This is a genomic window from Clostridium cylindrosporum DSM 605 (assembly GCF_001047375.1).
Lineage (GTDB): Bacteria > Bacillota > Clostridia > Clostridiales > Caloramatoraceae > Clostridium_AB > Clostridium_AB cylindrosporum.
The window spans coordinates 445,905-468,560 of record NZ_LFVU01000028.1 but is presented as its reverse complement, the minus strand read 5'-3'; the positions used below and the strand labels follow the sequence as shown (position 1 = coordinate 468,560).

21 protein-coding genes are annotated in these 22,656 nt (G+C 29.9%); 16 read left to right on the top strand and 5 right to left on the bottom strand.

What is annotated here, in order from left to right; all coding sequences use genetic code 11:
* The first annotated feature begins 63 nt into the window (after positions 1-63).
* From mnmL to CLCY_RS12990, 4 genes are all read left to right on the top strand, one after another.
* Positions 64-1,017 (top strand): tRNA modification radical SAM protein MnmL/YtqA, encoded by a 954-nt coding sequence (gene mnmL / locus CLCY_RS13005; protein WP_048571564.1) that lies wholly within the window; start codon positions 64-66, stop codon positions 1,015-1,017.
* Positions 1,018-1,026: 9 nt separating this feature from the next.
* Positions 1,027-2,073: a LacI family DNA-binding transcriptional regulator gene (locus tag CLCY_RS13000; RefSeq protein ID WP_048571563.1), complete on the top strand. Its 1,047-nt coding sequence runs from the start codon at positions 1,027-1,029 to the stop codon at positions 2,071-2,073.
* Positions 2,074-2,282: 209 nt separating this feature from the next.
* Entirely contained in the window at positions 2,283-3,401 is a 1,119-nt protein-coding gene (locus tag CLCY_RS12995; RefSeq protein WP_048571562.1) for a glycosyl hydrolase family 8, read from the top strand.
* Positions 3,402-3,613: 212 nt separating this feature from the next.
* Positions 3,614-5,749, top strand: coding sequence for a glutamine synthetase III family protein (locus CLCY_RS12990; RefSeq protein ID WP_048571561.1), 2,136 nt, complete (start codon positions 3,614-3,616; stop codon positions 5,747-5,749).
* A 103-nt stretch (positions 5,750-5,852) separates the two neighbouring features.
* Here CLCY_RS12990 and CLCY_RS13550 read toward each other — a convergent pair whose 3' ends face one another.
* Both CLCY_RS13550 and CLCY_RS12985 read right to left on the bottom strand, forming a co-directional pair.
* Positions 5,853-6,014 (bottom strand): DUF1540 domain-containing protein, encoded by a 162-nt coding sequence (locus CLCY_RS13550; RefSeq protein ID WP_423230499.1) that lies wholly within the window; start codon positions 6,012-6,014, stop codon positions 5,853-5,855.
* 35 nt (positions 6,015-6,049) lie between these two features.
* Positions 6,050-6,229, bottom strand: coding sequence for a DUF1540 domain-containing protein (locus tag CLCY_RS12985; protein WP_048571560.1), 180 nt, complete (start codon positions 6,227-6,229; stop codon positions 6,050-6,052).
* A gap of 231 nt (positions 6,230-6,460) precedes the next feature.
* Between CLCY_RS12985 and CLCY_RS12980 the strand changes: the two genes are divergently transcribed.
* Complete coding sequence (locus CLCY_RS12980; RefSeq protein WP_200899986.1) at positions 6,461-7,261, top strand: histidinol phosphate phosphatase; 801 nt, start codon at positions 6,461-6,463, stop codon at positions 7,259-7,261.
* Positions 7,262-7,517: 256 nt separating this feature from the next.
* On the opposite strand, the gene CLCY_RS12975 is transcribed toward CLCY_RS12980, so the two are convergent.
* Positions 7,518-8,519 (bottom strand): hypothetical protein, encoded by a 1,002-nt coding sequence (locus CLCY_RS12975; protein ID WP_048571558.1) that lies wholly within the window; start codon positions 8,517-8,519, stop codon positions 7,518-7,520.
* 215 nt (positions 8,520-8,734) lie between these two features.
* Between CLCY_RS12975 and cdaA the strand changes: the two genes are divergently transcribed.
* The 9 genes from cdaA (at position 8,735) to CLCY_RS12930 (ending at position 19,090) form a co-directional block, all read left to right on the top strand.
* On the top strand, positions 8,735-9,568 hold the full coding sequence (gene cdaA / locus CLCY_RS12970) for a diadenylate cyclase CdaA (protein ID WP_082141829.1): 834 nt from the start codon (positions 8,735-8,737) through the stop codon (positions 9,566-9,568).
* Positions 9,541-10,767: a CdaR family protein gene (locus CLCY_RS12965; protein ID WP_048571557.1), complete on the top strand. Its 1,227-nt coding sequence runs from the start codon at positions 9,541-9,543 to the stop codon at positions 10,765-10,767. The genes cdaA and CLCY_RS12965 overlap by 28 nt, the downstream gene beginning before the upstream one ends.
* A gap of 106 nt (positions 10,768-10,873) precedes the next feature.
* The gene (locus CLCY_RS12960; protein ID WP_048571556.1) at positions 10,874-11,539 is read left to right on the top strand and encodes a response regulator transcription factor; all 666 of its coding nucleotides are present in this window, start codon (positions 10,874-10,876) and stop codon (positions 11,537-11,539) included.
* Positions 11,532-12,995: a HAMP domain-containing sensor histidine kinase gene (locus CLCY_RS12955; protein ID WP_048571555.1), complete on the top strand. Its 1,464-nt coding sequence runs from the start codon at positions 11,532-11,534 to the stop codon at positions 12,993-12,995. Before CLCY_RS12960 ends, CLCY_RS12955 begins: the two co-directional genes overlap by 8 nt.
* Positions 12,996-13,080: 85 nt before the next feature.
* A complete protein-coding gene (locus CLCY_RS12950; protein ID WP_152668168.1) occupies positions 13,081-14,298 on the top strand; it encodes a S1C family serine protease in 1,218 nt (405 codons plus the stop codon).
* Positions 14,299-14,377: 79 nt separating this feature from the next.
* Positions 14,378-15,037 carry a carbonic anhydrase gene (locus CLCY_RS12945; protein WP_242844982.1) on the top strand — a complete coding sequence of 220 codons (660 nt, stop codon included), beginning with the start codon at positions 14,378-14,380 and terminating at the stop codon, positions 15,035-15,037.
* Between the two features lie 110 nt (positions 15,038-15,147).
* Positions 15,148-16,746: an NAD(P)/FAD-dependent oxidoreductase gene (locus CLCY_RS12940; protein ID WP_048571554.1), complete on the top strand. Its 1,599-nt coding sequence runs from the start codon at positions 15,148-15,150 to the stop codon at positions 16,744-16,746.
* A gap of 27 nt (positions 16,747-16,773) precedes the next feature.
* Positions 16,774-17,916, top strand: coding sequence for an acyltransferase (locus CLCY_RS12935; RefSeq protein ID WP_048571553.1), 1,143 nt, complete (start codon positions 16,774-16,776; stop codon positions 17,914-17,916).
* A gap of 37 nt (positions 17,917-17,953) precedes the next feature.
* Positions 17,954-19,090, top strand: coding sequence for a (Fe-S)-binding protein (locus CLCY_RS12930; RefSeq protein WP_048571552.1), 1,137 nt, complete (start codon positions 17,954-17,956; stop codon positions 19,088-19,090).
* Between the two features lie 66 nt (positions 19,091-19,156).
* On the opposite strand, the gene CLCY_RS12925 is transcribed toward CLCY_RS12930, so the two are convergent.
* Positions 19,157-19,678, bottom strand: coding sequence for a peroxiredoxin (locus CLCY_RS12925; RefSeq protein WP_048571551.1), 522 nt, complete (start codon positions 19,676-19,678; stop codon positions 19,157-19,159).
* Between the two features lie 247 nt (positions 19,679-19,925).
* On the opposite strand from CLCY_RS12925, the gene CLCY_RS12920 reads away from it, so the two are divergent.
* Together CLCY_RS12920 and CLCY_RS12915 are read left to right on the top strand one after the other, a co-directional pair.
* On the top strand, positions 19,926-20,306 hold the full coding sequence (locus CLCY_RS12920) for a GntR family transcriptional regulator (RefSeq protein WP_048571550.1): 381 nt from the start codon (positions 19,926-19,928) through the stop codon (positions 20,304-20,306).
* Positions 20,306-21,769 (top strand): DUF5808 domain-containing protein, encoded by a 1,464-nt coding sequence (locus CLCY_RS12915; RefSeq protein ID WP_048571549.1) that lies wholly within the window; start codon positions 20,306-20,308, stop codon positions 21,767-21,769. Before CLCY_RS12920 ends, CLCY_RS12915 begins: the two co-directional genes overlap by 1 nt.
* 40 nt (positions 21,770-21,809) lie before the next feature.
* On the opposite strand, the gene CLCY_RS12910 is transcribed toward CLCY_RS12915, so the two are convergent.
* A complete protein-coding gene (locus CLCY_RS12910; RefSeq protein ID WP_200899985.1) occupies positions 21,810-22,646 on the bottom strand; it encodes a MetQ/NlpA family ABC transporter substrate-binding protein in 837 nt (278 codons plus the stop codon).
* Positions 22,647-22,656: the final 10 nt, after the last annotated feature.

The following is a 22,656-nucleotide window of genomic DNA, read 5'->3' as shown; positions in this document are numbered from 1 at the left end:
TTATGCTAATATATAAATTAAATAATATTATATTACACATAATATACATTAGGAGAAAAAAGTATGGCAAGAAAGTGGGAAAATAAAAGCTATAATTCTTTAAATTATTTTCTGAGAAATAAGTTTGGAGAAAAAGTATTTAAAATATCCCTAGATGCAGGGTTCACTTGTCCTAACCGAGATGGTAAGGTAGGAAAGGGAGGATGTATCTTTTGTAGTGCTAGAGGTTCAGGTGATTTTACAGGTACGGCAAAGTCTTTAACACACCAATTTGAAGAAGTAAAGTCTATTATGGAAAAGAAGTGGAAAAGTGGGAAGTATATAGGGTATTTTCAGGCCTATACTAATACCTATGCACCAGCTGCAGAACTTAAGAAAAAGTATGAAGAAATTTTGAATATAGATGATGTTGTAGGTATTGCTATAGCAACTAGACCAGATTGTTTAGATGATGATGTATTAGAAGTTCTACATGAGATAAGTAAGAAGAAATATCTATGGGTGGAGCTTGGACTACAAACTATACATGAGGATACTGCAAAATTAATTAATAGAGGACATAACCTAGAATCTTTTATAGATGGAGTTAAAAAGCTTAGAAAACTTAATATTGATGTTGTGGCACATATTATATATGGACTTCCATATGAAACAAGAGAAATGATGATGGAGACCATTGATTTTGTTGCAAATTCACCTATTCAAGGTATAAAACTTCACCTACTTCATGTTATGAAGGGAACACAGTTAGAAAATGTTTTCTATGAAAAGGGATTTGATCTTTTAGAAATGGATCAATATATCAATATAATAGTTGATTCAGTAGAAAGACTTCCAGAAAATATAGTGATTCATAGGTTAACAGGGGATAGCCCAAGGGATCTTTTAATAGGACCTATGTGGAGTCTAAAAAAATGGGAAGTTTTAAATGCTATAGATAAAGAATTTGATTTACGTGGCAGTTATCAAGGGAAAAACTATAGTGAAAATACTAATATTAAATCTATGTTTTATTAGGGGGGTAATATGAGATATACAATCGAAGACGTAGCAAAAGAAGCAGGGGTGTCAATATCAACAGTATCAAGAGTTTTAAATAATAATTATCCTGTAAAAAAGGAAACTAGACAAAGAATAGAAGATGCAATAAAAAAACTTGACTATAAACCCAATCCACTTGCTAGGGGGCTAGTTAGTGGAAAAAGTAATATAATTGGAGTTCTAGTACCAAATCTTAAGAGTCTTATTTATACAGAAATGATTTCATTTATAGAACAAAAGCTTTCTCAAAACGGATACGATGTTATGATATCCACAACTAACAGTAATCAGGAAGAGGAAGAAGAGGCTATAAGAAGATTTTTAAATAGGTCTGTAGATGGGATTATAATAATAGAAACAGAACTTTCACGTAGAGATGATTTCTTAAAGGATATTATGGAGAGAACTCCACTAATATTTGTTAATGCACAAAATGAAGCTACTAATAATATATACGTAGATAATAGAGAAGCTGTTGAAAATGTTATTAATTATTTTTTAAAGCTTGGTCATACCAAGGTAGCTATTGTTTATGAAAAAGGTAACAAGGCCCATGAGGAGTGTATAAAGCATTATAAAGATTGTACTGTTGAACAGGAAATGTATCAGATGTTATTTGATATAGAATCAAGTGATTTAGATAGTGAAAATCTAGATATACTTGATAATGTTATAAATAAAAAAGGATATGAACTTTCAAGGGATATTACTGCGTTAATAGTATGTGATGACCTAGTTATGATGAAGGTTCTTGAATCCCTAGCAATGAGAGGGATATCTGTTCCAAATGATGTATCAATTATAAACTTAAAAAATACTACATTATCAAAGGTTCTGCATCCAAGTGTGTCAACCTTAGATATGTCTCCTGACAAAATAGCAGGTATTGTAACAGAAAAAATAGTATATCTATTAAAAAACAAGGAAGTTGCTATAGATGGAGAAAAGATATACACGGGTATAATTGAAAGAAATAGTTGTAAAAGTCTTAGAAGAAAAGTAAAAAGCAATATTGAAGATTACTTCCTATAGGATATAATAAATATAAGGCTACTGCATAGCAGTAGCCTTATATAGATATTATGGTATTTCTATGATTTCCTAGGATGGAGCAATCAAAGTTAAACTTTCTAAAAATGATTTTACACTCTATAAAGGAAAAATGAAAATACAATATTTCAATCTAAAGAAAAAATAATATCGAAAAAAGATATATTATAGGGCTTATTAAGGAGGTTTATATGAAAAAGTTATATTCACTTATAAGTGTTTTTTTAGTTTTTCTAATGATAACTGCATATATAGTATATCCCTATGTAAAGCCATTAAAGTTAAACATAGTATTAAAGAATTATAAAGAAACAAGTTATTCAAGTCATGTAAGAAAATTTATAGAAACTAAGCTATCGAGGGAAGATGGTGCCATATATACAAATTATCTCAATAAAAAAAATATGGGTGATGAAACAAAGGGGCATTTTATATTATCTGAATCCCAGGGGCTTTTAATGGATTACGCATTAATGATTAACGATGAAAAAATGTTTGATAAAGCCTATAAAGTAGTTAAGGATTATATGATACTTGATAATGGTTTAGTTAGCTGGAGAATATCTAAAAAAAATGATAAAAGTAGCACGTCAGCATTAATAGATGAATTAAGAATAGCAAAAGCCTTAGTTAAAGCATATATAAAATTTGATAGGTTTAAGTATAAGGTAGATGCTATAAAAATTTCAAAGTCAATATTAAAGAATTCTACATATAATAATATGGTTAGTGATTTTAATGATGGAGTAAATAGGTCAAAACTTCTTACCCTTTGTTATATTGACCTTGAAGCATTTAAGCTTCTTGGAAGTATAGATGAACAGTGGAATGAAATTTATATAAAGGGAAAAGATATTTTAAATAAAGGTTACGTTTCAAGTGACATACCTCTTTTTAGAAAGAACTATGATCTTTTAAATAGGAAGTACTCTAGCGAAAGTGATAACGAACTACTTTATTCTCTAATGGTATGGGAAAACTTAATGTATACAGGGGTGAGCCCAAAGCCTATAAATGATTGGATGAAAAAGCAACTTAAAAAATACGGATGTTTATATACAAAGTATTCTATTGATAGAAATACACCTGTAGATTATATTGAATCTACAGCTATTTATGCAGTATCCTATAGAATAGCATCAAAGGGAAGTGACAAGGAATTAATAGAAAAGCTAAATAAAAGTCTTATGAAATATCATATAGATAAAGGTGAATTAAAAGATGGCTTTGGAATGGAAAAGTCTAAGGAAGCCTATTCATTTGATAATCTAGAATCTATGATATCTCTTCTTAAGGAAAAAAATAATTAATACCTTAAGGTACCAAACTTTATATAAATTCATATAATATAAATTATGAGAATAAAAATTTTTTTAAACTATTGAAATTTTACTGTTAAAGTAGTAAAATCAATGAGTAAGTTAAGATTTATGGAAACAAAGGCGTTTCAAGTGGTGTATACTAGGAGAAGTATATACCTGTGGAGCGTCTATTTTTATTTACATTTTAGGAGGATTTAACAATGAGAAATTTTTGCGATGGAAATTGTAAAAAGAGCATTTCAGATATGTACGCAGTAAATGTGTTTAATGATACAGTAATGAGAGAAAGACTACCTAAGGCAACGTATAAAGCACTAAGAAATACTATAGAAGAAGGTAGCACACTAGAGGGTCCTGTAGCGGAAGTTGTTGCTAGTGCAATGAAGGATTGGGCTGTAGAAAGAGGGGCAACCCATTATACACACTGGTTCCAACCAATGAATGGTGTTACAGCGGAAAAGCATCAATCATTTATAGTTCCAACATCAGATGGTAAGGTAATAATGGAGTTCTCAGGTAAAGAACTAATAAAAGGTGAAGCAGATGGATCATCATTTCCATCAGGTGGTCTTCGTGCAACATTTGAGGCAAGAGGATATACTGCATGGGATCCAACATCACCTGCTTTTCTAAAGGAAGATGAAGGTGGAATTACTCTTTGTATACCAACAGCTTTCTGTTCATATACAGGTGAAGCACTTGATAAAAAGACTCCTCTTCTTCGTTCAATTGAAGCTCTTCAAAAGCAAGCTATAAGAGTTTTAAGAGCACTTGGAAATACAACATCAAACAGAGTTATTACAACAGTTGGACCAGAACAAGAGTATTTCCTTGTAGACAGAGACCTTTATAAGAACAGAAAAGACCTTGTATATACTGGAAGAACATTATTTGGAGCAAAACCTCCAAAGGGTCAAGAAATGGATGATCACTACTATGGATGCCTAAAGGAAAGAGTGGCATCATTTATGAAGGATATAGATGAAGAATTATGGAAGCTTGGAGTATCAGCGAAAACAAAGCACAATGAAGTTGCTCCAGCACAGCATGAACTTGCTCCTGTTTTTACAGAAGCTAATATTGCTGTAGACCATAACCAATTAACAATGGAAGTTATGAAAAAGGTTGCAGCAAGACATTCACTTGCATGTCTTTTACATGAAAAACCTTTTGCTGGGCTTAATGGATCTGGAAAGCATAACAACTGGTCTTTAAGCACAGATGACGGGCAAAACCTACTAAATCCAGGAAAGACCCCTCATGAAAATGCACAGTTTCTACTGTTCTTATGTTCAGTAATTAAAGCTGTTGATATGTATCCAGAACTTTTAAGAGCATCAGCAGCATCAGCAGGAAATGACCATAGATTAGGGGGACATGAAGCTCCACCTGTTATAATATCTATTTTCCTAGGAGATCAATTAACTGATATATTAGAGCAAATAGAAAGAGGAGAGTTAAAGAGCTCAAAGCAAGGAGATATGCTTGGAGTTGGAGTTTCATCACTTCCAATGCTAAAAAGGGATACTACAGATAGAAATAGAACTTCACCATTTGCATTTACAGGTAATAAGTTTGAATTTAGAATGGTACAATCATCAGGTTCAGTATCAGATTCAAGTATAATTCTTAATACAATTGTTGCTGATGTATTAGGCGAAGTTGCAGAAAGACTTGAAAATAGTGCGGATCCTAAGGCTGAAATAGAAGTAATAGTTAGAGAAATGGTTATAAACCATAAGAGAATAATATTCAATGGAGATGGATATTCAAATGAATGGATTGAAGAGGCTACGAAGGAAAGAAACCTACCAAACCTTCCTACAACAGTTGATGCAATTCCAGCTTTAATAAGTGAAAAGGCTATAAAGCTATTTGAAAAGCATAAGGTTCTTAATACTTCAGAGTTATTCTCAAGATATGAAGTTCAACTTGAAGAATATACAAAGCAAATTAATATAGAAGCTTTAACTATGATTGAAATAGGCAAAAGAGAAATTACTCCAGCGGTAATTAAGTATATCACTGAAGTATCAGATTCAATTATTAAGGTAAAATCTATAAGCGAATCAATTGATACTACAGCTCAAGAAAAGCTAATAAATAAATTAACATCTACACTTAATAACTTCAATAAAGCTTTAGAAACTCTTGAAAAGAAAAACGCAGATGCAAAATCTGTAACAGGAGATATACTAAATAAGGCTATGTTCTATAGAGATGAAGTATTAAAGGTAATGATAGAGCTTAGAAGCTATGGAGATGAACTAGAAGGTATGGTTGATGGGAAGTTATGGCCATTCCCAACATACGGAGAATTACTTTTCTATCTATAATTATATAATAAGTTAATAATTAAAATTAAAAGGATTAGAAATTATGATTAATTTCTAATCCTTTATTAAAATTCAATTATAAGCTATTGAATTTTAAATATATTTATTTACCAGGCTCAAAGCTTCCACAGTCAGTGTCGCATACACATGTAGCATCTGAAACTGTGTTATGAGTTACCTTGATTACGTCTAAAGTACAATAGTTCTTAGATTCGTCATGAAACTTACAAGCAGTTACTTTACATCCGATTGACTCATTAATCATATTTAACATCTCCTTAAATAAAAGATTATTTACTATTATGGGGTTTCCTTACAGCTTCCCTTAACTTCAAAGCTTCCACAGTCAGTACACTTTTCAGAAGCAGTTACATGATCTGAGTTATTTAATATATTAATTGAGTTTAGTGTACAATATCTATGAACCTCTGCATGATGTTTACAAGAAGTTACATCACATTCAATTGACTTATTTACCATAGTTAACACCTCCATTTGAGCTTTCTACTGTTAATATGGCTAAAATAAAAACAAAATATTCATTTGTTTAAATAGCAATTGACTTATACTTTAAATGTAATTATTATTATATAAATAGAATTCTTAAATCAGGGTCATTTTAACTTAACTGGTTTTTATAAGTGTTTATCCGGGAGTTTATTGGCAGTTAATTATCGGATAAATGAAAAACTTTTATATTTAGGAGGGATAATAATGTTTGATTCACATATTCATACTAATTTTTCGTCTGATAGTGATATGAAAATAGAAGAAGTTATTAATGTTATAAAGTCAAAGGATATAGGTGTAATTTTAACAGAACATCTAGATCTTAATTATCCAGATGAAAATATGTTTAGATTAGATATAGATTCATATTTTAAAGCCTATGAAAAACATAGATCAGATAAGCTTTTAATAGGAATAGAAATAGGGCTTGATGAAGAGGAATTAGCTGATGATTGTAAAAGAATAGCAAATAATTATAATTTTGATTTTATACTTGGTTCAACACATTTAGTTGAAGGTGTAGATATATATGAAGAGGAATATTATAAGAATAAAGCTACAGGAGAAGTATATGATTTGCGTAGTATTTATGATAAATACTTTAATGCAATGTTAAGACTTATAAAGAAAAATCCATATTTTGATAGTATGGCACACATAGATTATATACCAAGATATGCTAGTAGATTTCATGAAAATACAGAAATAATTTATAAAGAATACTCATACATAATAGATGAGATTCTAAAAGAATTAATTTCTATGGATAAGGCCTTAGAAATAAATACAAGAAGATTAAATGATAAAGAAACGGTTAATAATCTTATTCCAATTTACAAAAAGTTTAAAGAGTTTGGAGGAAAGTACGTAACTATAGGTTCTGATTCACATAGTAAAGATGCCATTGCAATGAATTTTAGTAATGCACTAGAAATAGCAGAGCATGCAGAGCTTACTCCAGTGTATTTTAAGGAAAGAAAAATAAAACTATTAAATATATAAATTTTTCTCCGCTGTTATTTTATTAAAGAATTTAGAATATATCTATATATAGACATTTTCATAGTCTAATATGCAGTTAGGAGAGGGTAAAATGAAAAGATTTTTATTGTTACTAGTAATAGTAACTATGTGTATATTTGTTTTATTTGCAGGAAAAGCCACATTTATAGAAAGTGAAAGTGTTTTAAAATATATAGATAAGAAGTAAAAGGGAGCTAGTCTAGGTGTAATCTAGATTAGCTCTTTTGTGATATTGTTATCTAAATGAATCTTCCTTTTCGGTTATAAGTGATAATAGGTTATCTTCACTTGTTTTAAATAACTTAAGCTTTTCGCTACTGATATTAATACTTGAGTTAACTATTGATATATTATCTGTTTCTTTTGAGGATTCAATAGAAGACCTTAAGGTATTTAAGTAATCCTCATATAGAACACCAGTTGAAATGAAAAGAGTTTTAAGTTCATTTAAATCATTAGGTGAAGATAGATTATCAACTTTATCTATTACAGATGATAGGTCGTTTTTATTACTAGAAAGAGATATCATAAGCTGCTTTGTTGACATTTTTCTGTTTTTTGTAAGAGTGATATCCTTTTCTACATTTGAGCCTATAGAATTTATCATGTTTAGGTTTGTTTTAATATCATTAAGAAATACTATCTTAGCATTAGTTTCAGCAGAAAGTGTTGATTCATTTTTTCTAATATTACTTAGATAAATAGTTAGTTTATCAGGGTAATCCAAAAATTTCTTAGATAATAATATTTTATTTTTTTTAGCATTGAAGTTCTCATAATATCCTACTGTGGAAGAAAGGTATTTGTAAAGAGTGCTTGTAGATGAATTTATAGTATCAGAAGTATAGTTATCAAGTGATGCAATAGATTGAATATATAGTAATTTGTTTGAGTTAATTCCATTTAGCAAATTAGAATGTTTTAATTTTAATTTATCAGGTGGAGTGAGAGGTTTCACAATGTTAACTGCACTATCTAAGTCTTTTTTAGATGTTTCAAGAGCCTTTTTTATCTTGTCTAAACCTTCTTTACCATCTTCTATGTAACTGTATGTAGAAGTAGCTTTTTCATTACTATTATTTATAAGTGATATAGCTTTATTAACACTCCTATTATACTTAGCTTCACTTGAACCATACATAAGGTAATATATTACTCCGGTAATGATAATAATAAATAGGATAACAGACAGTATTATTTTATTTTTAAATGTAGGAAGTATATTTGAGTTTGACAAAGTAATCCCCTCCAATGAAAGTATATTATAGATAATTATATAGCCCCTCTATTCCTAAAACAAGAAAAAAAGGGATTTAGTAACTACTAATAGTAATATTATAATATATCCCTTTATTTTAAAAATTAATCCCTATATAGATGTTTTATATCGATATTTTTTGTTATATAATTAAAGCAATAAGCAGTTAAGGGGTGGAGATAGTGCTGGCAGATATGAAAAACATATTAACTATACTTCAGAATATAAGTATATGGAATGTAGTAGATATTCTGATTGTAGCTTATATATTTTATAAGCTATTTACACTAATAAAGGAAACAAGAGCAGAGCAGCTTATTAAGGGTCTTGTATTTATAGTAGTTATAATGAAGTTAAGTGATGTGTTAGGTCTTATGGCACTTAATTATCTACTACAAAGTACACTTACAGTTGGGTTAATTGCGTTAATTGTAATATTTCAGCCTGAACTTAGAAAAGCCCTTGAGAAATTAGGAAGAAGTAAAATAATAACAAGAAAGTTATTTGACACAGAAGAGGAAATAGAAGAGGTAACTAAGGAAATTTCAAAGGCTGTACAAAATCTATCAAATACAAAAACTGGTGCTCTGATAGTTATAGAAATGGAAACTGGACTTGTAGAGTATACTGAAAACTCTACAAAAATAGATGGACTTTTATCATCCCAATTATTGGAGAATATATTTGTCGAGAATACACCACTTCATGATGGAGCAGTTATAATTAGAAGAGATAGAATAATGGCGGCAGCGGCTGTACTTCCATTGACGCACCAACATGTTAATAGAAGTCTTGGAACTAGACATAGAGCAGCCCTTGGGGTAAGTGAGGCATCTGATGCTATTGCTATAGTTGTTTCAGAGGAAACAGGTAATATATCCCTTGCTGTCAACGGAAGGCTTACTAGAAACTACAATGAAGAAAAATTAATAAGCGTTCTTTCAAAGGTATTAAAACAAAATTCAAGTCCTAATACAACTATGTTTAAGAAGGTGAAGCTATGGTTCAAAAAGATAATCACAAGGTAATGGCCATAGGGATATCTATCTTTTTATCTCTAATGCTATGGATATATGTTATGGGTGAAAAAAACCCAGTACAAACAAGAGTAATTGATAATGTTAAGGTAAGTCTTGAAAATACGGATAATATTACTAGAAGTAATCTTGTGCTTCTGCCAAAGCAGGACTTTACGATTAGTATATCTATAACAGGAAGGGTAAAAGATCTTATAGGGGTTAGAAGTGAGGAATTGAACTTTATAGCTGATATGAGTGGATACCTTAAAAAAGGTGATAATGATATACCGGTTATTGTAAAGTCACTTCCAAATGGAATTAATATATCGGATAATGAACTTCCTAAGGTTAAGGTTAAATTAGATACATTATCTACAAGATTTGTTCCAGTTAGAATAATTTCAAAGGGAACGGCTAAAGTAGGATATGAACATATTAATCCCATTACAACTCCAACAGGGGTTATGATATCGGGACCTAAGTCCTATGTAGATGAAGTAGAAAAAGCAGTAGGTAGGATAAATATAGAAGGCTCACAAACTAAGTTCACAAAGACTATACCTGTAGAACCTATTAATAGTGAAGGAAAAATTGTTACAAACGTAAGTATAGAGCCAAAATTTGTAGATGTAACAGTAGACATTGCACCATCTAAGGAGGTACCTATTATAGTTAAAACAACAGGTACTCTCAGAGAAGGTCTTATTCTTGAACAAATAACTTCAAAGGTAAGCACTGTTAGAATAGTTGGAAGTAAAGAAGTTTTAAGCAAGATAAAAGCTATTGAAACAGAAAGCTTTAATTTAACTGATATTACAGAAACTGTTACCAAGGAAATAAAGCTACTTATACCAAGAGGAGTATCAATACAATCTGATATAGAATCAGTTGGAGTTGAAGTTAAAGTTAATAAAAAAGGTGAAAAAGATTTTGTAGTGCCTTTAAGTATAACTGGCAAGGTAGATGGATTTAAATATGAGATTAATACTAAAAATATAAATGTTAAAGTAAATGCAGTAGAGGATGCTTTAAAGAATATTAAAGAAGAGGATATATCCTGTGTACTTGATGTTAGTACTTTATCCGAAGGAGAAAATACGATTCAGGTTAAAGCTCTATTAAATAAACCAGGGGAAATATCAGGAATAACTCCAGATAAAATAGTAGTTAAAGTAATCAAAGTAACTGAGTCTAATGCTCAGGAGTAACTAATTGGCTTGTATAATAAGTTTTTATTATATGAGCCTTTATTTAATACAAAAACTTTACACTAAGTACACTTAAGTATTATATATTTATGCTAGGAGGGATAATATGAAAAACATTAATATATTAGTAGTTGAAGATGATATTGATATACAAGAGCTTATTAAGGAATTTCTTCTAAGTGAAGAATATAGTGTAGATACTGCAAGTGATGGACTTGAAGGAATTGAAAAATTCAATAAGGGAAATTACGAACTTGTTATATTAGACATAATGTTACCAAAGCTTGATGGTTATGGAGTATGTAAAATGATAAGGAGTAAGTCAAGTACTCCAATAATTATGCTTACAGCTTTAAATGAAGAAAGTGATGAGTTAAAGGGATTTGAACTTAAAGTAGATGATTATATAACAAAGCCATTTTCATTTAATATACTTATAAAAAGAGTTGAAGCAGTATTAAGACGTGTATACGGAAGTGAAAATGAAAATATAATTGAATTTAAAAATATAAAATTAAACTGTGACTCATATGAGGCCTATGTTGATGATGAATTAATTGAGCTTACAACTAAAGAATTTGAAATGCTTAAAATACTAATGAAAAATAGAGGCAATGTTATAAAAAGGGAAGTTTTTTTAGACAAGCTTTGGGGATATGACTTTTATGGTGATACAAGAGTTATAGACACACATATTAAAAACATACGAAAAAAAATCAAAACAGATTATATTAAAACAGTTAAAGGAGTAGGGTATAAAATTGATGATTAAGTTTAAAAATAAAAGCATAAGGCAAAAGCTTTTTATTATAACAAGTATATCCTTATTTCTATCCGCATTTGTAATATATTTAATAGTATATGCAGTATTACCTAGCTATTATTATAAATACAAAAGAAATACAATAGATAGTGAAATTCAAACTCTTATAGCTAAGGTAAGGAAAGAAGAATTTCAAAATGCAAAGTTATATATAGATAATTTTGCAAATAGAAATAACGTTTCTCTTAGTATTCATGATAATCTAGGACGCATTATATATATTCCAAGTAGTTATATAACTGTAATAGATAAGGATACTAATACTCAATTTATATTAGTTCCTGGTAAGTATAAAAATATAGAAAATACATTTGGATTTCCACAAATGAATTATTCATCAGGATTTTATACTTCCTCTCAAAGTATACAATTTAAAGATTCAGCATTTCCCCTTATTCTAACTGTTAGTGCTGCCCTTCAACCAATAGATGAGGCATCTAAAGTAATTTTAAATTTAGCACCTTATATATTATTTATTATTCTTGGAATATCATCAGTAGGTGCATATATATATTCAAGGTTTATAGCTGACCCACTTATAAAGGTACATAAAACAGCTAAAAAAATGGCGAAATTAGATTTTGAAACAATATGTATAGTAAAATCAGATGATGAAATAGGTGAACTTGCTAGTAGTCTAAATGAATTATCTAAGAACCTTAAAAAGACTATGGATGAACTTGAAAATACGAATAAACAGTTAAAAAGCGATATAGAAAGAGAAAGGGAAATAGAATCTAAAAGACGTGAGTTTGTAGCAACTATTTCCCATGAGTTAAAGTCTCCAATTGCAGCAGCTAAGGGGCAAATAGAAGGTATGATTAATAATATAGGAGTGTTTAAAGATAGGGAAAAATATCTTAGAAGATCTTATAGCATAATTAATAACATGGAAAAGTTAGTAAATGAAATATTGTATATGTCAAGAATTGAAAACTATGATTTTAGTCCAAAACTTGCAGAGGTTAATCTATCAAACTTGATTAAGAAAATTGTTGGATCAGAGGAGTATCTTAGTTTTTCAAAGAAGTTAACCCTAGAGGTTGATATTCAAGAGGGAATAATCATTTTAGCAGATGAAAAGCTTATCTTAAAAGCATTATCAAATATAATAAATAATGCTATGAAATACTCTCCAGAGGGAGAGAAGATTATTATAAACCTTAAACTAATTGATAATAATGCTAATTTTAGTGTTATAAATACTGGAGCGCAAATTGATGAAAATGATATTAAGGAAATATTTAAACCATTTTATAGAGTTGAAAAGTCTAGAAATAGAAGCACCGGTGGAAGTGGACTTGGACTTTATATTGTTAAAGGTATACTCGAAACCCACGGTGTTGAGTACAACTTAAAGAGCTATGATAACAAAGTTGAATTTACTGTAAAGTTTCACTTATAATACATTTTTGCTTCACATTAAATACACAAAAATAACTTAATATAACTATAAGTTATCAATAAGACAAAATAGGAGGTAAGCTTTAATGAATAATGATAATAATTCAAAGGATAATATAAATGAATCTAAGGAATATATAAATGATTTTGGAAATACTATGAATTTTAGAGTAAATGAACATGAAAAAGGTACTAGAAAAGAAAAATCTAAAAGATTACCTACACTAGGACTTGCTCTTATGATATTAGTATCATCAGTTATTGGTGGGGTTGTAGGAGCATATTCAATTAGTTATATATCCCCAAGGGAAAGTGCTAATCAAGGTATAACTAAAGATATTAACTTAAATAATAAAGTGATAACAACATCCCTACCTAAAAATTCTATAACTAGGGTTGCAGAGGAAGTAGGGCCAGCTATTGTTGGTATATCAACTACAAAAAGTAGTTGGCTTGATGCAACATCCTCTGAAAGTGCAGGTTCAGGTATAGTATTTGATAGCAATGGTTATATAGTAACAAATCAACATGTTATATCCGGTGGCACAAAAATAATGGTAAGTCTTCCAGGAGGGAAAAAGGTTCAAGCTAAAGTTATAGGTCAAGATGCTAAAACGGACATTGCTGTACTTAAAGTAGAAGAAAAAGGGCTTAAAGCAGCAAAGTTTGGTAGTTCAAAGGCTATTAGAGTAGGTGATAGTGTAATTGCTATAGGAAATCCACTTGGAGAAGAATTTGCAGGAAGCGTAACATCAGGAATCGTTAGTGCAAAGGAAAGAAATATGAGTATAAAAGAAGAGAGCTACAGTAGAACATATAATGTAATCCAAACTGATGCATCAATAAATCCAGGAAGTAGCGGAGGGGCACTACTAAATGAAGTAGGAGAGGTTATTGGTATTAATACTCTTAAAATTAGTTCCGCTGAAGGTATGGGATTTGCTATACCAATCGATGAAGTTAAAGTAATAATTAAAGAACTTATAAAATCAGGATATATTAAAAGACCATTTCTTGGAGTTGCAACTATATATTTAGATAATGAAACTGCTAAAATGTATGGTATACCAAGTGGTATGGGTGTTCAGCAGGTAGTTGCAGGTTCTGCAGCTGAGAAGGCAGGTATTGTTCCAGGAGATATTATAGTAGAGATTGAAGGTAAAAAAGTTGAAAAAGAAAATCAACTAACAGATCTAGTGAATGGTAAAAAAGTAGGAGACACTATAACCTTAAAAATTACTAAGGAAAATGGTAATACTAGAACAGTTAAGGCGACTTTAAGCGAAAGTAGAAATGAGCAATAGTAAAAAAGTTTTACTTGATAAAATAAATTTGTCTGTGATATTATAGAACTTATAATTAAAATTTGTAGGGGTGAATGGTATGAGCAAAATGATTAGCTTAGGCCAATTAACAAATCAATGTGGGAATAAATTAAGTAGAAATGATCAATCTTCTCACACTACAAAATGTTCACTTGGGTTAAATGAGGCAGTAAACAAAAATAAACTTACTATTGTTTTAAGTGAAGAGGATATTCCATCAAGATTTAAAAATACACCAATAGAACTTTTACTTAGATATCACAATTTAAGACAAACATTTGATAAGTACGATAAGGCAAAAATCTTAGTAGGAATGTGTATGGATAATAGAAAGCATCTACATATTCCTGATAACTTTGCTTATATAATTAGAAGTGCAGGCGGAAATCTAAGATATAGTGAGTTTAAGGTATCATACTCTATATCTGTAGGTGATGTTGAAGCAATAGTACTAATTGGACATAATAACTGTGGAATGACTAATCTAATATCCAAGGAACAAAAATTTGTTAATGGTCTAGTTCAAAAATGTGGATGGGAAGAAGAAACTGCAAAGCAGCATTTTAGAAGTTATCTTCCAATGTTCGAAATTGGAAATGAAATAGACTTTGTTATTGGTGAAGCAAAAAGACTTAGGGAAAAATATAAAAGTATGCTAGTAGTTCCTTTATTCTATAATGTAGAGGATAACCTATTATATATAGTAGAAGAAGACTAGTATAAAAGATCAGGAAATTATAGGTGCTTAATGTAAACATAGAATATACATTAGGCACCTGTTTTTGTGATATAATTTTATAATAAACAAAAGAACATAGGAGGGTATTTATGCCTATTAGAATAAATAATATAAAAATTGGACTTGATGATGATATAAATAAATTAAATAATGAAGTAGCTAAAAGACTAAAGATTTCAATTAATAGCTTAAAGGATATAAGAATACTTAAGGAATCAATCGATGCAAGAAAGGAAGATATAAAACTTTGTTATCATGTTGAGGTTGATGTAGAAAGTGAAGATAAAGTATTAAATAAGACAAAAACAAAGGATGTATTTAAAGTAGAAAAGTCAGAGGAATTAGTAGTTGACTATGGAGATGAAGTTTTAAGTTCAAGACCTATTGTTGTTGGTAGTGGACCATGTGGTATGTTTGCGGCACTGCTACTTGCGGAAAATGGATATAAGCCTATACTTCTAGAGCGAGGATGTGAGGCTAAAAAAAGAAAAGAAAAAATAGACTTCTTTTATAAAACAGGAGTACTTGATTTAGATTCAAATGTGCAGTTTGGTGAAGGTGGAGCAGGTACATTTTCAGATGGAAAACTTACAACTAGAATAAAGGACCCAAGATGTTCATTTGTACTAAAGGGATTTACTGAAAGTGGTGCACCATCTGAGATTATATACTCTGGAAAGCCTCATATCGGAACAGATATACTTATAAATGTAGTAGAGAATATTAGAAAAAGAATTATAGAACTTGGTGGCGAAGTTAGGTTCTCATCTAAGGTTACAGATATTATAGAAAAGGATGGAAGTGTTAAGGCACTTAAAATAAATAATAATGAAGAAATAGAGGCGGAAGTTGTAATACTAGCAATAGGTCATAGTGCAAGGGATACCTATGAAATGCTTCTAAAATCTGGAATTAATTTAAATCAAAAAGCATTTGCAATAGGAGCTAGAGTTGAGCACTTACAAAGTATGATAGATGAAAATCAATATGGAAAACAATGTACTCATCCAAAACTTAAGGCTGCTGACTATAGATTAACACATAGAAGTGAGATAACAGGAAGACCATGTTATAGCTTTTGTATGTGCCCAGGTGGAGTTGTTGTTGCAGCATCAAGTGAGGAAAATAGATTAGTTGTAAATGGAATGAGCGAATATAAAAGAGATGGAGAAAATGCTAATAGTGCTATAGTGGTTGGAGTATATCCAGAGGACTTTGAATCGAGTCATCCATTAGCTGGAATGGAATACCAAAGACACTATGAATCACTTGCATATAATCTAGGTGGAGGAAGCTATACTGCACCGGTTCAAAATACTAAGGATTTTATAGAGGGAAAAGTTAGTAAACACTTTAATGATGTTAAACCGAGTTATACAAGAGATACGGTATTTAAAGACCTTAATGAATGTCTTCCAGACTACGTTACAACTACTATGAGGGAGGCTCTTGTCTCATTTGATAGGAAAATTAAAGGGTTTTCACAAAATGGGATATTAACAGGTATTGAAACAAGAACATCAGCACCTGTAACCATGCCAAGAGGAGAGAATTTAGAATCTCACGATATAAAAGGTATATATCCAGCAGGTGAAGGAGCAGGTTATGCAGGGGGCATAATGTCAGCAGCTGTTGATGGACTTAAAGTAGCTGAAAAAATAATGGGTAAATATAAACCTTTAGATTAAAGCAAATTTATAAAAGAGGATAATTTTATGGGGAAAAAAAGAATATATGAAGTTGATATATTAAGGGGAATAGCCTTTTTAGCTGTAGTACTTCAACACTCACTTGCAGGGTTTATATATGATAGTAACCTTAAAGTATATGAAAGTATTACGTCTTCACTTCTTCTAAATATTATTAGGTTTGCAGTACCACTATTTGTGGTAATGACAGGATTTTCCCTTTATTATAGTGATAAGGGAAATGGATATTTAGAATTTATAAAAAAAAGGTTTAATCAAATAATACTGCCATATTTACTTTGGACTGTTGTCTATGATTTATTTATGTTCCTGATTACAGGAATGAAGGTAAAGGGACTATATGATACATTAATTGAGTATCTAAAATATGTATTTACAGGTACCGCATCATATCATCTATGGTATATGGTAATGATAATACAATTTTATCTAATATATCCTATATTTAAGAAGCTAATAAATAAAAACAATACTAAGAAAATTAATACTTTAGTTCTTGTAGCGTTTTTTGTAATACATGTTGGGTTGTTATATTGGTATAATTTTTATTCTGGAGGATTATATGAATCTCTAACTGGATTATTAAAGGATGTATTAGCCTATAGAGATAGATTATTTATAATGTGGATGTTTTACTTTGTTATAGGTGCATATTTTGCAATATATTTTGATGACATAAGGTGTCTACTTTGGAAAATAAGATATATAACTACTGCTTTATTTATTTTCTCATTAACATATGTAATGATGAATATGGTTGAATCAGGCAGCTTTAATCAAAGTGGAGGATATACAATAAATCACTTCTTAGGAAGCCCATTAAATACGTTAATGTTTCCTCTACTGTTTTTCTCAATACTTATTCTTTATCCATTAGCAGAGTATGTATTAAAAAAGCATGAGGGTTTAGGGGGGAGGCTTATTAAAGTAGGAAAGTACTCCTTTGGAGCATACCTAGTTCATCCTCTTGTGCTTCATTATGATAATATAATTATAAAAGCATTTATACCATGGTTTTATATTAGGATTTTACTATCATTTGTTATATGTTCAATCTTAAGTATATGGATAGCTAAATTATTACAAGTAGGAAGAAAGAATATTGATTTAAGACTAGCTAGTGGGAAAAAAGTTAAAACAGAAAAATAATGATTTGTTTATTTCTTAAATCTACTTTGGAGGAAATATGAAAAAAGTTAATTTATCAAAAAATATTATAGATGAGGTTTCTATAAATGAAGAAAAGTGTATAGGATGTAATTTATGCATGAAGGAATGTCCTATGTCTCAAGAGATACAAATATCTCCTAAGGATATAATGAAAAGTGTAAAAGATAATAATAATATTGATATATCTATACCATTTTCATGTACCTTTTGTAGTAGCTGTACATCAAAATGTCCAAGGGATATTGACCTTAGTAGTATGTATAATAAAATTAGAAAAGATGTATTTAAGAAAGACAAAAAAAGTGTTAATAATTTTGGATATGCTACTGTAAGGTTCCATCAAAAAAGTAGTTACTCTAGCATATTTACAGGTAGTAACATTCCAAATGGATGCACTTCGGTCTTTTTTCCTGGATGTAGTTTATCAGGATATAGTAAGGAGATAGTAGATAATACATTTAAATATCTAAGTAGTAAAATAGATAATCTAGGCTTATTATTAACCTGTTGTGGTAAGCCATCACTTGATATAGGAGATGAAAAAAGCTTTGAAAGTAATTTCCAAAGTATAATTGATATACTAGAAAAAAACGGTATAGAAGAAGTTATAGTAGCCTGTAGTAATTGTTTCAATACTATAAGAGATTATGGAAATGTTAAGGTTGTTTCTCTATGGGAGACTTTTAGAAATATTGGAGTGCCGGATAGGGTACATGGAATATATAAAAATTCTAATATAGATGTTGCGCTACATGACCCATGTCCAATAAGAAAAGAAAACGAAATACATGAAAGTGTTAGATTTATTTTAGATGAAATAGGATTAAAGTATAAAGAATTTAATAAAAGTAAGGAGAATACTCAGTGTTGTGGTGCTGGTGGTATGATGATGAGTACCAATAGAAATGTAGCGCTAAAACAAATGAAGTTAAGGGCAGAGTCTACAGAAGCAAGCCATATTATTTCATACTGTGAAAGTTGTGTGCAATCAATGATAACAGGAGGAAAAAAGAGCCTTCATATATTAGATTTTTTATTTAATGATGATGTAATAAATAGCAATATAGATACTCAAGGACCACGTGGAGTATTATCCCATTGGAGAGAAAGAAGAAAGGTTGCAACATACGCTCGGAAGTCTAGAAATATATAGAAAGTAATAAAATCCCCATTAAAGCTTAATGCTTTAATGGGGATTTAAAAATTTTAGTGGTCTAAATTAAAGGTTAGCATCTCCTTCAGCCCAGTCAATAGCACATAGTCCACCTGTTTTAAAGGCTTTAAGAACTCTAAGTGTTTCGTCAACACTTCTTCCTACATTAAGGTCGTGGACTACTGAATATCTAACTACTCCCTCAGGGTCAATAATAAATAGTCCTCTAAGTGATATTCCTTCTTCTTCAATTAGAATTCCATATTCATTAGAAACTTTCTTAGTAATATCTGAAGCAATTGGGAATTCAATCTTTCCAAGGTCGCCATTTATCCAAGCCTTATGTGAATGTTCACTATCACAGCTAACAGCAAGAAGTTCTGCATTTTCCTTTTTGAAATCTGCTATTCTCTTACTAAATCCAGTTATTTCTGTTGGACAAACAAAAGTAAAGTCTAAAGGATAAAAGAACATTACAAGCCATTTACCCTTATAATCATCAAGGTTAACCTTTACAAAATCACTTCCATCACCTTTTACTCCATTCATTTGAAATGAAGGTGCTTTTTTTCCTACTAATCTTTCCATTGTGTTTTCCTCCTTAGAAAAAATATTTTATAACCATTTCTATTGTTGCCATTTTCTTATTTCTATATGCCAGATTACTCGTATTAGTTGATAATAATTATTTGTTGCTTAAAGGATATATTACTTGAATTGAAAAGTGAATATTAATAGATAATAATTATTTGATGGTATTACTAGTAGAATTGCCTTGATAAATAAAGTTATATTTGTTATACTTCATATAGAACAGGTAGTTAAGGAGGTTATCGTGAATATTATAATTAATTTTGAAAGTGATGTTCCTATATATATTCAAATTAGAAATGAGATTGTTAAAGGTATAGCATCTGGTAATTTAGAAGATGGCTATTCTTTGCCCTCAGTTAGAGCATTTGCAGAGGATATAGGAATAAATATGCACACAGTAAACAAAGCATATAATATGCTAAAATCTGAGGGATATATAGTTCTTGATAGAAGACATGGTGCCTTTGTATCTGTTTCAAGAATAAGCGAAGAGGATGAAAAACGTTTTAATGATGAATTAAGAGTTATCGTTAGTAGTTGTCTTGCCAAGGGGATGAAAAAGGAAGATATAGTTTCTATAGTTCAAAGTATATGCAATGAAATGAGAGGGGAGAATGAGTAATGGATTTTCTTTATATTCTTACTGTTTTAATACCATTTTTAATATTAATGTTTTCATCGTTAAAAATAGTAAATTTTAATGATAAAACTCTTTTCTTTGGAGTAAGACTTCCAATAGATTTTCAAATAACTGATGAACTTCAAAGGGTAAAATATACCTATAAAAAAGATATACTTATCTCTTTTACAATACTTGCTATAATTATATCTATAGTTTATTTTTTAGTTCCTGAGGAATTTTCAATAAGTGTCTCAATAATAGGAATTCTACTTTTTATATTTGATAGTATGATAAGTTTCAAAATAGCAAATCAAAGAGCATCGCAAATTAAAAAAAGAGATAAATGGTCTGGCTATAGTAAAAATATAGTTGTAGTAGACCTTAACTACAGAAAGACTTCTATCTCAGAGAACAATATATCCAGTAAGTTGTTTTTTATTCCATTAGGAATTACAATTCTAACAGCTTTAATTGGAGTATATTCATATAATATAAGTAAAAATGAGATGATTCCTGGAGTATTTGGTGAGAGTGGTGTTATTAAAGGTTACGTTAAAAGAGGAGATATAATATCAATTTGGGATCACTTAACTCCTTTATTATTTCAAATCTTAATTCTTCTTATTATATATTTTAGCTATATTATGATAGTAAAAAGTAAGCAGATTATTAATGGTGGAGAAGTTGAGAAGCTTAAGATATATAACATAAAAGTGAAAAATGCAGGAATTTATTATACAGCTTTACTCGGAACAATTGTAAGTTTATTTTTAATGAGTTTCTATCTTGGAAGTGCTATAAATAGTAGCTTAGTGATAATTGCTTTTATAGTATGCAATATAGTAACTATAGTTATATATTCTATATACTACAATAAAGTAATTAAACGATACAAATTAGATTATGAAGTTAAAGATAATAAGATGGTAATCAATAGAGATGATGATAAAAACTATGTATGGGGAATGTTTTATAATAATCCTAGTGACCCATCGCTATTCATTCCTAAAAGGATAGGAGTAGGATATGATTTTAATTATGGAGATATTAAAATTAGAATAGGGGTTTCAATCTTTGCACTATTTATGACTATAGTTTTAGGGTTTGTAGCTTTTGTTTTACCATTTGATATGAAGGATAAAACTCCGGTTATTACTAAGGATACTATTACAATTAATAGTATGTACAAAGAAGTTATTAATAAAAAAGATATATCTGATATAAGTATAATAAAGTCTTTACCAGGTAATCTTATAAAAAGCAATGGAGGGGGTACTAAAACAAAGTTTTTAGGAAACTTTATTCAGGATAGAAAATATAAAGCAAAACTTTTTATAGGAAACTCTAATATAGAAGTCATAAAGATCCTTAAGAAAGATGCATCACTAGTATATATTAATCATACAAGTAAAATTAGTACTGAAAAGCTTTATAATACATTAAAAAGTTATATAGGTAAATAAATATAAAGGATGTTGATAAATATCAACATCCTTTAATATATTAGTTAGCTGGAATTACAGCTGAACCATATTTTTCTTTAAGCCATTTCTTAGCATCTTCTGATTTAAGAACATTAACAAGTTCCTTTAAAGCAGGGTTGTCCTTGTTATCTTCTCTTGAAACAACAACGTTTACATTCTTTTCTATAGCAGAAACGTCTTCAGCAAATAAAGTTGACTTAGTATCAAGTTTTGATTCAAGTGCATAGTTACCATTGATTATAGCAACATCAACATCTCCTAGAACTCTTGGAAGTTGAGCAGCTTCTACAGTTTTAACTTTAATATTCTTAGGGTTTTTAACTATATCCTTTTCTGTTTGGATAGCAGCATTAGCATCCTTAAGTTCAATTAATCCTTGCTTTTGAAGAAGCTTAAGAGCTCTTGTTCCATTTGAATTATCATTTGGAATAGCAATTATAGCTCCACTTTTTAGTTCTGATATGTTTTTTATTTTATTTGAATAAGCAGCTAGTGGCTCTGCATGTATTTTTCCTATTGGTACTAGAGTAGTTTTATTTTCCTTATTGTAGTCGTCTAAGTAAGGAATGTGTTGGAAGTAGTTAGCGTCAAGTTGTTTTTCAGCTACTGCCTTGTTTGGAATTACGTAATCAGTAAATTCTTTAACTTCAAGGTCTATTCCCTTTTCCTTTAGCTTAGCCTTTGCAAATCCATTTAGGAATTCAGCATGTGGTACTGGTGTTGCACCTACAACGATTTTTTTAGTTTCAGTTGTCTTTGGAGCTTCTTTTCCTGCATCCTTTGATGAGCATCCAGCAAGAATACCTACTGATAATACAGAAATAAGTCCTAATGATAATAGTTTTTTGATGTTCATTTAATAACCC

Coding starts and splice junctions, on each gene's coding strand:
- CLCY_RS13000 (WP_048571563.1), top strand. CDS start 1,027: ATGAGATATACAATCGAAGACGTAGCAAAAGAAGCAGGGGTGTCAATA.
- CLCY_RS12925 (WP_048571551.1), bottom strand. CDS start 19,678: ATGGAAAGATTAGTAGGAAAAAAAGCACCTTCATTTCAAATGAATGGA.
- CLCY_RS12950 (WP_152668168.1), top strand. CDS start 13,081: ATGAATAATGATAATAATTCAAAGGATAATATAAATGAATCTAAGGAA.
- mnmL (WP_048571564.1), top strand. CDS start 64: ATGGCAAGAAAGTGGGAAAATAAAAGCTATAATTCTTTAAATTATTTT.
- CLCY_RS12945 (WP_242844982.1), top strand. CDS start 14,378: ATGAGCAAAATGATTAGCTTAGGCCAATTAACAAATCAATGTGGGAAT.
- CLCY_RS12995 (WP_048571562.1), top strand. CDS start 2,283: ATGAAAAAGTTATATTCACTTATAAGTGTTTTTTTAGTTTTTCTAATG.
- CLCY_RS12965 (WP_048571557.1), top strand. CDS start 9,541: ATGGTTCAAAAAGATAATCACAAGGTAATGGCCATAGGGATATCTATC.
- CLCY_RS12915 (WP_048571549.1), top strand. CDS start 20,306: ATGGATTTTCTTTATATTCTTACTGTTTTAATACCATTTTTAATATTA.
- CLCY_RS12910 (WP_200899985.1), bottom strand. CDS start 22,646: ATGAACATCAAAAAACTATTATCATTAGGACTTATTTCTGTATTATCA.
- CLCY_RS12990 (WP_048571561.1), top strand. CDS start 3,614: ATGAGAAATTTTTGCGATGGAAATTGTAAAAAGAGCATTTCAGATATG.
- CLCY_RS12935 (WP_048571553.1), top strand. CDS start 16,774: ATGGGGAAAAAAAGAATATATGAAGTTGATATATTAAGGGGAATAGCC.
- CLCY_RS12940 (WP_048571554.1), top strand. CDS start 15,148: ATGCCTATTAGAATAAATAATATAAAAATTGGACTTGATGATGATATA.
- CLCY_RS12985 (WP_048571560.1), bottom strand. CDS start 6,229: ATGGTAAATAAGTCAATTGAATGTGATGTAACTTCTTGTAAACATCAT.
- CLCY_RS12930 (WP_048571552.1), top strand. CDS start 17,954: ATGAAAAAAGTTAATTTATCAAAAAATATTATAGATGAGGTTTCTATA.
- cdaA (WP_082141829.1), top strand. CDS start 8,735: ATGAAAAACATATTAACTATACTTCAGAATATAAGTATATGGAATGTA.
- CLCY_RS12960 (WP_048571556.1), top strand. CDS start 10,874: ATGAAAAACATTAATATATTAGTAGTTGAAGATGATATTGATATACAA.
- CLCY_RS13550 (WP_423230499.1), bottom strand. CDS start 6,014: ATGATTAATGAGTCAATCGGATGTAAAGTAACTGCTTGTAAGTTTCAT.
- CLCY_RS12955 (WP_048571555.1), top strand. CDS start 11,532: ATGATTAAGTTTAAAAATAAAAGCATAAGGCAAAAGCTTTTTATTATA.